General features: G+C 39.6%; 11 protein-coding genes. 6 read left to right on the forward strand and 5 right to left on the reverse strand.

Going from position 1 to position 14,621, the window contains the following annotated elements; all coding sequences use genetic code 11:
* Positions 1 to 12 precede the first annotated feature (12 nt).
* The 4 genes from I7804_RS03310 to I7804_RS03325 form a co-directional block, all read right to left on the reverse strand.
* Positions 13 to 2,412 (reverse strand): DEAD/DEAH box helicase, encoded by a 2,400-nt coding sequence (locus I7804_RS03310; protein ID WP_248404935.1) that lies wholly within the window; start codon positions 2,410 to 2,412, stop codon positions 13 to 15.
* Between the two features lie 86 nt (positions 2,413 to 2,498).
* Positions 2,499 to 2,687, reverse strand: coding sequence for a hypothetical protein (locus tag I7804_RS03315; protein ID WP_248404936.1), 189 nt, complete (start codon positions 2,685 to 2,687; stop codon positions 2,499 to 2,501).
* Entirely contained in the window at positions 2,665 to 3,225 is a 561-nt protein-coding gene (locus I7804_RS03320; protein WP_248404938.1) for a hypothetical protein, read from the reverse strand. The genes I7804_RS03315 and I7804_RS03320 overlap by 23 nt, the downstream gene beginning before the upstream one ends.
* Positions 3,222 to 4,298 (reverse strand): hypothetical protein, encoded by a 1,077-nt coding sequence (locus tag I7804_RS03325; protein ID WP_248404939.1) that lies wholly within the window; start codon positions 4,296 to 4,298, stop codon positions 3,222 to 3,224. The genes I7804_RS03320 and I7804_RS03325 overlap by 4 nt, the downstream gene beginning before the upstream one ends.
* Positions 4,299 to 4,583: 285 nt before the next feature.
* On the opposite strand from I7804_RS03325, the gene I7804_RS03330 reads away from it, so the two are divergent.
* The gene (locus tag I7804_RS03330; protein ID WP_248404941.1) at positions 4,584 to 5,228 is read left to right on the forward strand and encodes a helix-turn-helix domain-containing protein; all 645 of its coding nucleotides are present in this window, start codon (positions 4,584 to 4,586) and stop codon (positions 5,226 to 5,228) included.
* Between the two features lie 103 nt (positions 5,229 to 5,331).
* On the opposite strand, the gene I7804_RS03335 is transcribed toward I7804_RS03330, so the two are convergent.
* Complete coding sequence (locus I7804_RS03335) at positions 5,332 to 6,045, reverse strand: hypothetical protein (RefSeq protein ID WP_248404943.1); 714 nt, start codon at positions 6,043 to 6,045, stop codon at positions 5,332 to 5,334.
* Between the two features lie 620 nt (positions 6,046 to 6,665).
* On the opposite strand from I7804_RS03335, the gene I7804_RS03340 reads away from it, so the two are divergent.
* From I7804_RS03340 to I7804_RS03360, 5 genes are all read left to right on the forward strand, one after another.
* On the forward strand, positions 6,666 to 8,051 hold the full coding sequence (locus I7804_RS03340) for an ATP-binding protein (RefSeq protein WP_248404944.1): 1,386 nt from the start codon (positions 6,666 to 6,668) through the stop codon (positions 8,049 to 8,051).
* 280 nt (positions 8,052 to 8,331) lie between these two features.
* The gene (locus I7804_RS03345) at positions 8,332 to 10,605 is read left to right on the forward strand and encodes a DUF3160 domain-containing protein (protein WP_248404946.1); all 2,274 of its coding nucleotides are present in this window, start codon (positions 8,332 to 8,334) and stop codon (positions 10,603 to 10,605) included.
* A gap of 96 nt (positions 10,606 to 10,701) precedes the next feature.
* Entirely contained in the window at positions 10,702 to 12,288 is a 1,587-nt protein-coding gene (locus I7804_RS03350; RefSeq protein WP_248404947.1) for a CapA family protein, read from the forward strand.
* Between the two features lie 299 nt (positions 12,289 to 12,587).
* Complete coding sequence (locus tag I7804_RS03355; protein ID WP_248404949.1) at positions 12,588 to 13,628, forward strand: ATP-binding protein; 1,041 nt, start codon at positions 12,588 to 12,590, stop codon at positions 13,626 to 13,628.
* A gap of 203 nt (positions 13,629 to 13,831) precedes the next feature.
* Positions 13,832 to 14,617, forward strand: coding sequence for a PHP domain-containing protein (locus I7804_RS03360; protein WP_248404951.1), 786 nt, complete (start codon positions 13,832 to 13,834; stop codon positions 14,615 to 14,617).
* The last annotated feature ends 4 nt before the right edge of the window (positions 14,618 to 14,621 follow it).

A 14,621-nucleotide genomic window follows, 5' to 3' on the forward strand; every position in this document is an offset into this window, starting at 1 on the left:
CCTGATTTTCTATTAAAAAGGATTTTGAAAATGATGTCCGGGAGTGTTATCTGTAATCTTATTATTTGTCTTACTTCCTACTTTCTCTTGGATAAATATTCTCCAGGATCTGACCCTCTCTAGCATCTCATCTTTATTTAAAACTGCATATGCAAAGCCTTTTCGTACAAGTTCTTCAGGAAGGATATCGTCATATTTTTCAAACACAGGGACTTCTTTAGGATAGAGAAGCTCCATTGCATCAAGTGGCTCATCAGCCATATCGCAGACAACTTCAAAGAAAGTATTCCTGTCAGCTTTCATAGTAAACTGGATGAAATACGGGCGTGAAGAATCAAGACCCTTAAGTGCTAGATACGGAGCACACTTGATTTTAAGGAACCTTTCCAGCGCAAGGAATGAATAGCTTCCAAGCCATGGGAATAGAGCCCACATGTTACCCCCAAGGGATATCAGAGGATTATCTGTAATACCTGCAGCTCTGGCACTCTTTCTTCCAAGTGAAAGCCTCGCCCTTGCATTTTGCATAAGATATGGATAGACCTTATCTTCAAGTAGTACCTTTTTCATACGCTCTAATATATGCGTGTTGATATCACCGGGGCATTCGCCAAAATATGCCGGAACCTGACCCTTAACCATCTGGCAATAGACAGTGTGTCGCTTATGATCTATATCTTCTACAACCCAGGTACGACCTGCGATAGCGATCTTTTCCCCAATAGGAGGCGGGGCGCAGAGTGTGCCAAGTTCCTGGGATTCGCACCTGACGGTATACTCGACATTCTCCTGGAAGACCGCATAGAACTTGTAAGAGTTCGTGATCCTCTCGCCCTTAAGGCCTACGATAAGTCCTCCTCTTTCTGTCTGCTGGATATGATCTATCTCTATGAGGTGTCGCAGCAGCACCCTGTAATCATCTGTAGATACCCTGTGAAAATAAGACAGTGACAAGACTCTTCCTGCCAGTTCTCCCAGAGTCATCTCGCCTCCGGAAGCCAGTGTAGACATGGTCTGGTGGTAGAGTAGTGAGTATGGGAGCCTGTCAAGGACAGGAGGCTCGACCCACCTTTCTTCTATATAGACCTGTACCAGAGCGATACCCTGAAGGAGCTTCCATGGAATAGTCTCTGGTAGCATAGCCCTAGCCTCAGGCTCGTCCTCACGCATTACAAACCACATCTCCGGCGGATCATCACGCCTTCCTGTTCGTCCCATTCTCTGGAGAAAAGATGATACTGTAAAAGGAGCATCCATCTGGAATGCGCGCTCAAGTCTTCCGATATCGATTCCAAGTTCAAGAGTAGAAGTTGTAACAGTAGTAAGATAAGACTCTTCATCCTTCATGGCTTCCTCTGCGGTCTGCCTGTAGGATACAGACAGATTGCCGTGGTGGATCAGGAACCTTTCAGGCTCATGTTTTGCTTCGCAGTACTGCCTTAAGGTTGTGGTAACAGCCTCGGCTTCCTCTCTTGAATTGCAGAAGACAAGGCACTTTTTGCCCCTTGTATGTTCAAAGATATAACCCATACCGGGATCAGCAGCCTTGGGCGCTTCATCCGTAGCCGGTGAAATATATGGAAGAGTTTTGATTTCAGGTAGAGCTTCTTGCGGCTTTACTGCGCTTACCACATCTGCATCAATAATCTCGCCCTCAGCTTCCATCTGCTGAGCTCTCTTTGACTTCGTCGCAGCTTCCCCAGCCTGAGGCCCCTGAATATAGAAATGCTCCATAGAAAGTCGCCATACCTGGCCCTTGTCTTCAATCTTCGGTATAACGCAGCCGCGTCCTGTTCCTGAAGATAAGAATCTTCCGGTCTGTTCGAGATCTCCAATAGTTGCAGAAAGTCCTATACGCCTTGGATTAACCCCAGCCATGCGGGACAGCCTCTCCATAAGGCACAGAGTCTGACCTCCGCGGTCCCCCCTCATAAGAGAGTGGACTTCATCAACAACAATAAATCTAAGGTCGCCAAAAAGCCTTGCGATATCTCCGTGTTTATGAAGCAGAAGAGCTTCAAGAGATTCAGGAGTTATCTGAAGGATACCCGAAGGCTTTTTTAACAGCTTATTCTTATGAGACTGATTAACATCGCCGTGCCAGTGCCAGACAGGAATCTCAGCTTCCGCGCACAGATCGTTAAGCCTAGAAAACTGGTCGTTAATAAGAGCCTTCAAAGGCCCTATATACAGCGCCCCAACAGATGCTGGCGGATCTTCATTAAAAAGTGTCAGTATCGGAAAAAATGCTGCCTCAGTCTTACCTGAAGCAGTAGAAGCACACAGAAGAAGATTATCTTCTGTATTAAAAATGGCATCGCCCGCAGCTACCTGAATTGCGCGGAGCGATTCCCAGTTATTCCTATAGATAAAGTCCTGAACAAATGGTGCGTATCTGTCAAAAACATCCATGATTCGTCCTCTTATGGCAGGTGCTACAAAGGGTTAATAGTAAATAGAGAAAAATATGTAAGAAACTATTTTTCTCTATTTTACTATTATTCATTAAACTTTATCCACTCGACAACAGTATCGTTTCTATTATCACCTGTTTTCTCTTCGACTGCATCCTTGGATTTGAATGGGAGCTCATAGATAGTACCATACTCATCAGGATGACTTTCATCTTCGATGACATAATAGCCGTATACATCGCTTTTTTCATCAGAAATTAATCCACGTAGCATCTTTTTCTTCTCTATTGTCTTCTGTTAGTTCAGTAGCATAATCACTAGATAAAAATGCCAGATCATATTCTTCTGAAAGATGCTTTGAATATGTTGTGTTCTCTACTACATAATAAGTATTAAAATATCCATTTTCTCGAATTTCATACTTATCCATTCTAGTATAACCTGAGTCAGAATGCTCTTTTACAAATCTATGTAATTCTGAAAAATCTCCATATGAAAACAGGGAGAGTTCTTCTGTTTTTGAGAGTCTTGAAAAATCTGATTCTCTGGTAATTCTATGATCAAGCTTTAATATACCATCTGTGTATAACCTGTAGTATGTATCTGTAGTAATACTTGAGGTAATCCTGTGATTAATCCATATGGTTCCATCTTCCCATGCAAATAATTCATCACCAGCAAATATTAATATATTGTTTTCGTTGCAAAGCTGGGCACTATAGACTGTAAGCGGCATTAAAATATAGCCTATTTCATTTTCATCCTGGGTTATGAGATATCTTATGTAAATAGCGTTCTCATATTTATTCATATAATAGTCTTTTTTACAATGTTCATACCGTATTCAATAGCATTATATGAAAGACTTTCTGAAATCTCATCAACGGTACATGCCTCTTTTGGTATTGAGGAAACAGCATTTTGCCAAATATTTGAAATAGTACTTGAAAGGCTGCTCTTTTCAGAAGCATCGTTTCTAATAACAGAGCTTGGTTTAAATGTTCCTTCTCCTGTAAGAGCACCACTTAGGATAGAATTATCGCATACCATATTGGGAACATCTGGTATTTCGTAATCACCATAGGCTAAATCGTTAATTGTCAGTTCCAGACAACTACTCTCTTCATGATATCCTCCAGATGAATATATATCTTTAAGCGTAACCTTAACAAGCTTTCTTGTTTGGGCATCAAATGTATATTCAGCTTCATCAAAAGGAGAGTATGAACCATCCCCCCCAAAAGCAGGTGCAATACAAGGAAGTTTATTTCCTACAAATGTCACTACAAAATGTCCCTGCTCATCTACTGATCCATCAAAATAAATTGAAACATCTGTCAAATTATCTAAGTTAGGCATAAGAATTTTATCAACTTCAAAACGTTCACTATATTCATGACCAGAGTATCCGTAAGCTGTTTTTTTATATCCATTGATTATTCCTACATAATAACTGTAAGTTGAGATTGTGCCTTGTTCGTCGATATCGCCATAACACGTAAACTCATAATAAGGTTCAATACATTCTCCATACAATATTCCCAACACATTATCTTCATCTTTATAGTAATGGTCATATTTGATATTGATAGATTTATTGAGTATTTCATATGGTGATGAACCTGATGCTCTATAAGAAGAATGATAAGATTCAGTCCTTTCACTATACGATCCAGTAACAGACCAATAAGCTGAATAATGGAGATCTTCATAAGATGCCTCAAAAAGCTTCCTTACAGATATTTCCTGGTCATCATATTCATAGATTACATCTAATGGATCTAATGGATCTACCGGGGTAATAAAGATATTACAAATTTTATAGATAACAACGAGTGACAAAAGAAATATTACAATTCCCCATAAAACTTTTTTCGTCTCCAAAAAACAAAATCCTCCAATTTAAAATTCCACTTTTTTCATAAAAGAGATTATAACATAGAGCTAAGAGAAAGGTATTCCAAATAATCCCTGCCTCCTTCCCAAGGGGTCATTTTAGTTTTATTTCAAAGAAAAAGATGGTTGCTTCTATGCAGCGGCAGTGACAAAAGCAACTCAACCAGTGGTGGAGCCCCGCTAAAATAGGGCGTTTTCGCCCTGTCAACCAACAGTTCGTGTTAAAATAGATCCTGATAATGTAAGGTGGAAGCATGAAAGGAGGTGCCCGATATGGACCAAATCAAAATCGGAAAATTTATAGCATCATGTAGAAAAGAGAAAGGGATGACACAGGCTTATCTTGCAGAGAAACTTGGAATAAGTGACAGAGCTGTCAGTAAATGGGAGACAGGTAAGTCATTACCGGATACAGGTATAATGCTTGAGCTGTGTGAGCTACTTAATATCAACGTCAACGAACTCCTGTCGGGTGAAAAAATCATGACTGAAACTTATAATAAGAAAGCTGAAGAGAACCTTTTACAGATGAGGAAAGAGGTTGAGGAAAAGGACAGACAGTTACTAAGTCTAGAGATCCTGATAGGAGTACCGGCTACAGTTGCCGGAATAGTATTATGTTTTGTTGCATCCTTTGTAGAGATGTCAACAGCTCTTAGGATCATACTGATCGTATTTGCAATGCTGATCATATTTACATTTGCATTTATCGCTGTAGGTATAGAGCAGAAGGCCGGATACTATGAGTGTCAGAAATGCCATGACAGACACGTACCCACTTATTGGCAGACCAACCTTGCCATGCATAAAGGACGCACCAGATACATGAAATGCCCTGTCTGCGGCAAGTGGAGCTGGCAGAAGAAGTACCTTACTAAGGAAAGAAGCGATGATACCCCTGTCAAGATTATCAGATAAGATATAATAAAAGGGTTGTTGAGCCAGAACAATTTGCTTTACAATCAGAAAAAAGAAAGACAATCCCTTGATCATATAAATAAGTCATAGGGATTGTCCTTTTTTATTCTACTGAAGCATTGTTAATAATATAGTTCATATCATCAAGAACAAGGGCAGAGCATCTAGGGAATGTCGCCATAGTATCTTCCGGATACAGCATAAGCCCTGCAAATATTGTAGCATAGAACTCAACGGAAGCTGCAGTGCGGCTTATGTTCTTCTTATATCCTTTTGGAAGTTTGCAGGAAGATTTATTGTAGTTGGACTTCTCAGCTTTGAAAGCCTCCTCGAAATCATCAGATATTCTATAGTCTGTAGATATCCCTCTTAATATGTTAGACTTTATGGTAATATAGTGTCCGAATTCATGGCATATTGATATCTTGGCCTGATCTGTTACGCAGGCACTAGCCCTTTCGACAGGTTTAGTGCTAAGCATTATAAGAGGGCCACTGCTCCATTCGAAATAGCCTATAATATTGCCAATATTGGACCAGCCTGAAGTGTCGATCTCAGGAAGCGGATCACTTTCATGATATATACGGATATTGCCGCCATCAGCTGCATAAATATCCTGAAGAGATGCTGGAATATAACTCAGGTAATAGGTAGAATAAGTAGTGACAGTAGAATCCAAAACCACGTTACTGCATTTTGATATATTGCACCCATCAGCATAGGATCTGATAGGAAGCCATATAAGCATCAAAAACAGAACCAGCACGGCTGTGGAAAATAACGATTTTTTAGTACGGATACAGGTATGTTTGGACATATTATTCCTCCTTTCTAAATAAGTCAAAACCAAAGATGTCAACAGTGAGTAAATAGCCAAATAATCTGTAATAATATCGACATATTATCGATATAACATTAGTTTGCGTTGTAATTAAATGATAATACTTATCATTATTTCGTGCAAGTTATCATGGTTCATTGTATACACCAGATACTTATATGAGTAAATCATGTAAACATGGAATATCATAGCTAAACTGCAAAAGATAAACAGATTCAGTGAATTTGTAAAGGCTTACAAGCCAAGAAAAAAGTCTATAACAAATGTTTTATAATTGCAAGTATAAGCAGATATTTTTTATGATCTATGTTTGAACATATATACCAATTGTATATTTTCTATATAATTATTCATTAGGTCAAGAGTGAATTTTATTTTTGGCATAATGCAAAATCAGCATGGCAAAATACTGTAAATAATTGACTACAATAATTTTAACTATTGTTAGAAACAGCCTTATACAATCATAAATAAAAAATATAGTAGATTTAGTTCATCCTTGGTGGAGGCGAATTAAATTGGCTCTATTGCTGAATTTTTAACTTATATCATATCAGTTGATCATTTTACATTAGATAGGAAAACTTGAGGTTAAGATGGAAAAAAATATAAATACAACAAGAAAAATTCCAAAGAGAATAGCAAGCACTGTCATACAGTCGCTAAAAGGCGGCGTAGTTCCGCGTATAGGACTTCCATATATTACGGTAGGACGTAAAAATGAGATAGATGCACTTCTTCACGATGTAGATATAATCGCAGATGGCGGAGCCTCCTTTAGATTTATAAATGGTAAATACGGAAGTGGTAAAAGTTTCCTACTCCAAACTATACGTAATTACGTTATGGATAAAGGCTTTGTAGTGGTAGATGCAGACTTATCCCCCGACAGGCGTCTTCATGGCAACAAGGGTCAGGGCCTTGCAACTTACAAGGAGCTTATCCAGAACATGTCCACTAAGACAAGGCCGGAAGGCGGAGCACTCACCCTTATACTTGATAAATGGATACAAGGTGTCCAGTCCAAGGTGGTAGCAGAAGGTATACTTCCTGACTCAGACTCTTTTGCCACAGAAGTGGAGAAGAAGATCTTCACAGTCATATCATCTATGAACGAGCTGGTGCACGGATTCGACTTCGCCAAGATTCTGACTATGTACTATCGCTCATATATGAACGGAGATGAAGACACCAAAGCCAAGGTCATCAAATGGTTTAGAGGTGAGTATCTTAATAAGACTGAAGCCAGGTCTGAGCTTGGGGTTAACATCGTGATCACGGATGACGACTGGTACGAATACATGAAGCTCTTTGCAAGATTCCTGCAACAGGCAGGATACGCCGGGATGATGATCATGATAGATGAGCTTGTTAATATCTATAAGATCCCGAATTCTATTACAAGGCAGTACAACTATGAGAAGATGCTGACCATGTACAATGATACCCTCCAGGGTAAAGCTAAATATCTTGGTTTTATAATGTGCGGAACACCGCAGTCCATAGAAGATCCAAGAAGAGGCGTATACAGTTACGAAGCTCTTAGATCCAGGCTCGCGGATGGCAAGTTCTCCAAGGAAGGTGTAAGAGATATGCTGGCACCTGTTATACGGCTTGAACCTCTTACAGCAGAAGAGATGCTGGTACTGTGCGGCAAGCTCTGTGAGATTCATGCACAGCTATACGGTTATGAATCTTCACTCACAGACAATGACCTTGCAGTATTTATAAGGATCGAATACGGAAGGATAGGAGCAGACTCTCACATCACTCCAAGAGAAGTTATAAGGGACTTCATAGAACTTCTTGATATCCTGTACCAGCGCCCTGATATAGACGTGGAGAGCCTTCTTTCATCAGATGAGTTCAGCTATGCAAAAGATGAACTTGCACAGCAGGAAGATGATGTCACATCCGGTATCAGGATAGAAGGCTCTGCTGCCCCGGATGATGGTAAGGGATTCGCAGAGTTTAGACTTTAATGTGTGTTTGATTGGAAGATTACTACAGAGGCAGTGGCTTTTAAGAAAAGGTCACTGCCTTATTTTGCATTAATTGAGTTTTGGGCAGTGTTTTTAAAGCAATAAGGAAGCCCACTAAAAGCAACGTACTATATATTTTTGTAAAAGTATATATAATTGTAGTATATATTTGTAATAGATTATCTATATCTCCATTACCTTCAGACAATGGGTAATCTAACCATCCACTACAACAGTCTTAAATAAAGCTGTTGCCAGAACCAAAAATGAGGGAATCATTATGAGAAAAAATCTAAAAAAGGCAGGTTCAGTACTACTTACAACCGCGCTCCTGACTCAGTTAGCAGGTTGCGCTGATCTGTCACTAAACAAGTCAGACACACAAGCATCCAAAGAAGAGCAGGATAGCGCTTCATCAGATGGAACAAGTACTGCCTCCGGCACATCATCTACTACGCCGCAGGAATCTTCCAACGAAGGCTCAGGCGACATAACCGTAACTTCTATAGAAAGGACCAACCTTTTAAACGGTCTGTTCTCAGAAGAAGCTCCCACTTATACAACCAAGGAAGATACACTGGTTCCTGCAAGTGATCTGTCCAATGTAGTAAACATGGAAGATTATAGCTATTATTCAGAAACATTTTTACAGGCTCTTGCATCTGACGGTTTTGTAATATCCGACTACAACTCCGGCTATGAGTTCTTCGAAGCTTATGAAGACAACAGGTATTTTCAAATACCTAACTTTGTAACAGTTGATTCCATGATGCACACCTATCATCTGTACTTCACATATCTTTTGAAAAAGACAGAGAAAGAATACCTCACATCAGAACTTTCTGAACTGGGCAAAGAAATGCTTGAAGCATCCAAATCCCAGTACGAAGCCTTAAAAGGAACAGACTGGGAGAAGGCTGCACTTATGAACGTAGCATATTTTGCAGCAGGAGCATCCCTTCTTGATGAAAATACCGAAGTTCCTGACTATGTAAGTGACAATGTAAAAAGTGAGTTGTCTCTTATAAACAATGCTGCCGGTATAACTACGTCTCCTATATTTGGATTCGAAGAAGATTACAGCCAGTACAAGCCAAGAGGCTACTATGATCAGGATGAAGCATTAAAGCCATACTTTAGAGCCATGATGTGGTATGGAAGGATTAACTTTGACACATCAGACGATGACCTTTTAAGATCCTCAGTTCTCATGACAAAAGCCATGCAAGAAGGCCCTATAGACAGATGGCTTAAGATATACACAGTCACAGCCTTCTTTGCAGGAGAAGCAGATGACCTGTCCTACCACGAGTATCAGCCTGCTATAGAGCAAAGCTTCCAAGACTATTCAGATGTAGAAGCTATGGCAGCAGATACACAAGGCTTTGAAACCTTCAAAGGACTTGTAGAAGCTATGGACGGCCCCAGCATCAATTCTACGATCACAATGGACGATGGCGGAGCTACAGACCACGTAGAAGAGAGCAAGGGTTTTAGATTCATAGGTCAGCGCTTCTCCCTTGATGCTGCAATATTCCAAAACCTTATGTATTCAAAAACCCTGGAGAATTCTCAGGGACAGACCAGGAACCTCCCAGATGCCCTTGACGTACCAGCAGCACTTGGCTCAGACAAGGCCATGGAGCTACTTGAAGAGCAGGGCGATACAGATTATAAGAACTATACTGAAAATATGGAAAAGCTCCAGACCGTAATATCTGAAAAAGATAACACCTTCTGGGAAGCAAGTCTCTCATCAGCTTGGCTTAAAACACTTACACCTCTACTTGATGAAAAGACAAGCGCTCACCCCTTCTTCATGCAGTCGGAGAAATGGAAGATCAAGGATATTGAAGGTTTCCTTGCAAGCTGGACTGAACTTAAGCATGATACAGTTCTATATGCTAAGCAGCCAGTTGCAGAGATGGGCGGCGATGATATAGTCAAGGACGACAGAGGATACGTAGAACCGGAACCTTTGGTATATTCAAACCTCAAGAATCTCATAGACAAGACATCAGAAGGCCTCGATGCCTATGGATATATATCAAGTGATGAAAAAGATAACTTAAAGCTCCTTTCAGACCTTGCAGATAACCTCTATACAATATCCGTCAAGGAGCTGGGCGGCGAGACTCTTACAGATGATGAATACGAACTTATAAGATGCTACGGAGGATCACTGGAACACTTCTGGCAGGATGCTGTTAAGACTCCTGATAATACAACACCTGCAGCTGCAGACTTCCCTGCATCACTTGTTACTGATGTAGCAACTGATCCAAGCGGCGGAACATACCTTGAATGCGCAACAGGCGGTACAGCAACGATTTATGTAATAGCTCCTGTTGACGGCCAGCTCAAGATCTGTCAGGGAGAAGTCTTCGCCTTTTATGAGTTTGTTTATAACGAAAGGCTTACTGATGATGAGTGGAGATATGGTATGGGATTTGCAAGCGAGATCGATCCCGAAACCTACGAATATGTAGAGCATGAACAGCTTGGAATCGAAAGACCCTGGTGGGCACAGGATCTAAGAGTTTCTATGTGGTAACTCAAAATTAATTTAAGGACTGTTTTAATGAAAAAGGGCACTTTTTTTAGAATAATAATTTCGATTATTTTTATAATAGTCACTTTATTATCTGCTATGTTTATAATCCCAAACAGCAAACTTACTATTCCTGAAAGTATAGTCTTTAATTCTAAGAGTGCATCTGTTTTCAATATGAATGCCTGCCTTCAAAATGGCTATTTTGAACTATCTGATGAAGGTGGAGCGGTAGTCTGGAAGAGCAGCAGCAGCTGGAAAGTGCAGGACTTCCTGATCTGCGACATTGATAATGACAGTCAAGACGAGCTCCTCCTTCTAACCTGGAAGAAAGGAAGCTTTGGAAGGCACCTTCCCTTTTGGATAGATAAGAATGATACCGAAACAAGTCAGCACATCTATATTTATGAAAAAAGGGAGCAAAATGCTGATAAAGACGGCTTCCTTAGAGCATCATGGATGTCATCAAAACTCCAGGACATAATAAACTCCTGGAGTTTTGATAATAAGACAAAGCTCCGCGTAACTTATGAGAGCGGCCAGGTACAGTATTTTAGCTGGATAGGCTGGGGGCTTAAGGCTTATGATCTTCCATCTTCTAAAGTGACCTTTACAGCGGTAGGAGATACTATAGCTCACAAGCAGATCTATACTTACGGAGCTATGTATGAAAACAATAACTATGATTTTCTCTATGATAATGTCAAAGAAAAAATATCTGAGGCAGACCTTTCCGCAGTTGTGCAGGAGACTCCATTTGCAGAAGATAAAGATTTCTATAATGCCGTAGCAGATAACATATCAGATGACATAAAAAGCACATCACTAGAATCCAAGATCAAAGACCAGATAAACCGTCTTTACAGCGAATATCCCAGATTTGCATCACCACAAGGCATCGCTTCTTCCCAGGAGGCAGCAGGCTTTGACATCATAGCCTGTGCCACCAATCACATGATGGATCAGGGCATAGAAGGCATCGACAGGACCTACTATGCCTATAAGGATGATACTAATGTAATAGGCATCCTCCCCTCTGACCGTCAAGAATCAGAGAATTATATTGTCATATCCAAAAACGGAATCACCATAGCCCTTTTTGACTATACCTACGGTATCAATGACCTTGGCATCCCTTCAGGGTATTCTAATTGTATAAATATACTATCAGATGAAGATAAGATAAAAAAAGACCTGGAAACAGCCAGACAAGAAGCTGATGCTGTAATAGTATTCGTACACTGGGGAGAAGAGTACAAAAGCGATATAACCGATTATCAGAAGAAGTGGACCGATATCTTCTATGAAAGCGGAGTTAATGTAGTAATAGGCTCTCACCCGCATGTACTTGAACCATACGAACTGATACAACGAGAAGGCGGGCAGCAGATGCTGGTATATTATAGTCTTGGTAACTTCGTATCAGGCCAGAACGAAATAGAACGTATTCTTGGCGGCATGGCAACCTTCACGATCAGCAAAACAGTTACACAGGATGGCATGACCATAACCCTTACAGATTACGAACTTGAACCCATAGTAACTCATCAGGAAAAAGAAGGAATCTATACTGCCTACTTCCTTAGAGACTATACAGATTCCCTTGCTTCTATGCACAGATTAAATCCTTCTATTGCCGGGCTGTGGGTACTATATGATGATGAGACCAAGATCACAATCGATTAATTTAAAATATCTTTTTGCAGTTTTTTTACAGATTCTCTCTTGTTTTTTCAATTTTAATTCCCCAAAAAACTTTCTTTGAACTAATAAAAGCCGATACTTACAGCATTATACATGTCATTTGAACTATAGTCCCTTTTTTCTGATAGACGTTATACGAAATATGCAATGAAATGCATATACCTTTACAATAGTTATAAAAAGTTATAAAATTGTATCAAAGTTATAAAAACTTATAAAAGCAATCAAAACATATAAAAAGTTATAAAAATTCGCTTCATAAAATCATTGAAAGGACTGCCATGCCAAATCCATTCACTATTACCTTTGGTAAAAAGCCAAAACAGTACATTGAAAGAATAATTCAAACCAAAGAGATTATAGATACTTTTACAGATGAGGAGCCATCAAATCAGGTATATATGCTGACCGGTGTAAGAGGCAGCGGTAAAACTGTAATGATGACAAGCATCTCTAACTATCTTTCCAAGGAAAAAGACTGGTACTGTATAGACCTTAACCCAGGCAGAGACATGCTCAGCAGCCTTGCGGCAAAACTATATGCTCTTCCGAATATGAAAAAGCTGGCACTAAAGGCAAAACTTGACCTTTCGGCATTTGGTTTTGGAATTTCTATAGAAGAAGGGTATCTTATAACTGATGTTGAAGATGCAATAGCAAGAATGCTTGAACAGCTTAGAAAGAGCAAAAAAAGACTCCTAATAACCATAGATGAAGTCATTGCTAATGACTATGTTAAGGTTTTTACCAAGTCTTTTCAAAGCTTTGTTAGAACGGAATCCCCCATATTCCTGATAATGACAGGATTATATGAAAATATATATGAACTCCAGAATGATAAGGGACTTACTTTTTTGTACAGAGCGCCCAAGATAGTCTTATCTGCGCTTAATTTTACTGCTGTAAGAGACACCTATAAAAAAGTATTGAAAAAAAGCGATGATGATGCCAGAGAGATGGCATCAATATGCAAAGGTTATTCATATGCCTTTCAGATACTTGGATATTTATGCTATGAAGAAAAGGATAAACCTATAGAAGAGCTTATCCCAAGATTTGATCAGATTCTAAACGAGTATGTGTATAGTAAAATGTGGTCTGAACTGTCCGGTAAGGATAAAAAGATTGTCTCTATTATGGCAAGACAGAACCTGACCAAAATAAAAGACATAAGAAAAGCTTGCGGCAATATGTCTCCAAACGAGTTTTCTGTTTATAGAGACAGACTAACTAAAAAGGGACTTCTGGATGGAAGTACCTATGGAGAACTGAACTTTGCCCTTCCAAGATTTGATGAGTTTGTAAAAGATCAATATTTTTAAAAGAATACTTTTTATTTGCAGACTTCCCAGAGAGTTTGAAATTTAAATTTCCATAACTATCAATATTAGAATAGTTATGGAAATAATGCGGACAAGAGACTTTCAAAAGTAATACAATTCAAAGTTGATAGAATAATGCATGAATACACTTTAACTATCAGGATAACTTAGAACAACAATCGAAATTTGTAGAGGAAAAGAGAATGATAGACGGCCATATTCACATAGAAAGAGGTGATTACACTCTGGAATGGATCCAGCAGTTCGTTAATAGAGCTGTTGCGATGGGAATTGATGAGATAAGGCTTCTTGAGCACAATTACATGTTCAAAGAGTTCGAGCCAATGTATGACACAGTGCGTGCAAACTCCGATTTTGTGAATGACTGGTTTGTTCGCAAGGCTGGCAAAAAAGACTATAAAGAGTACCTTGATCTGATAGATAAAGTCAGGGCAAATCAGTATCCTGTCAACATTAAGTTTGGCCTTGAAGTATGCTATTTCAAAGGCTGGGAAGAACTGATAAAAGATCAGACCAGGAATAAAGGATTTGACTTTTTGCTAGGTAGCATTCATTTTGTCGGCAACTTTGCTTTTGACCACACCGCGCAGTTATGGGATGGAATAGATGTAGATAAAACCTATATAGACTACTTCGAAGACTCCATAGAGCTTGCAAAAAGCAAAGTTTTTGATGGACTTGGTCATCCTGATAGTATTAAGCTTTTTGGGCACAAACCGTCTTTTGATCTGACAGATTATTACGAAAGGCTTGCTGCAGCACTTTCAGATAGCAACATGTATGCAGACCAAAACAGCGGAACGCAAAGAAGATGCCCAGATACATCACCTCTTGGCATGGATAAAGAACTGATAAAAGCGCTTAGAAGACACGATGTAAAGATCATAACGTCTTCAGATGCACATTCCCCAGAAGATGTTGGATATAAGATAAGAGAGCTCGTTGAATGTGTTAATCTCCGAAAGTGAATTA

The sequence above is a fragment of the Butyrivibrio fibrisolvens genome, from assembly GCF_023206215.1.
GTDB classification, from domain to species: Bacteria; Bacillota; Clostridia; order Lachnospirales; family Lachnospiraceae; genus Butyrivibrio; species Butyrivibrio fibrisolvens_C.

Excerpts from the sequence above, each read along its gene's own strand:
- I7804_RS03310 (WP_248404935.1), bottom strand. The coding sequence starts at position 2,412 with ATGGATGTTTTTGACAGATACGCACCATTTGTTCAGGACTTTATCTAT.
- I7804_RS03330 (WP_248404941.1), top strand. The coding sequence starts at position 4,584 with ATGGACCAAATCAAAATCGGAAAATTTATAGCATCATGTAGAAAAGAG.
- I7804_RS03360 (WP_248404951.1), top strand. The coding sequence starts at position 13,832 with ATGATAGACGGCCATATTCACATAGAAAGAGGTGATTACACTCTGGAA.
- I7804_RS03350 (WP_248404947.1), top strand. The coding sequence starts at position 10,702 with ATGTTTATAATCCCAAACAGCAAACTTACTATTCCTGAAAGTATAGTC.
- I7804_RS03355 (WP_248404949.1), top strand. The coding sequence starts at position 12,588 with ATGCCAAATCCATTCACTATTACCTTTGGTAAAAAGCCAAAACAGTAC.
- I7804_RS03315 (WP_248404936.1), bottom strand. The coding sequence starts at position 2,687 with ATGCTACGTGGATTAATTTCTGATGAAAAAAGCGATGTATACGGCTAT.
- I7804_RS03340 (WP_248404944.1), top strand. The coding sequence starts at position 6,666 with ATGGAAAAAAATATAAATACAACAAGAAAAATTCCAAAGAGAATAGCA.
- I7804_RS03335 (WP_248404943.1), bottom strand. The coding sequence starts at position 6,045 with ATGTCCAAACATACCTGTATCCGTACTAAAAAATCGTTATTTTCCACA.
- I7804_RS03320 (WP_248404938.1), bottom strand. The coding sequence starts at position 3,225 with ATGAATAAATATGAGAACGCTATTTACATAAGATATCTCATAACCCAG.
- I7804_RS03345 (WP_248404946.1), top strand. The coding sequence starts at position 8,332 with ATGAGAAAAAATCTAAAAAAGGCAGGTTCAGTACTACTTACAACCGCG.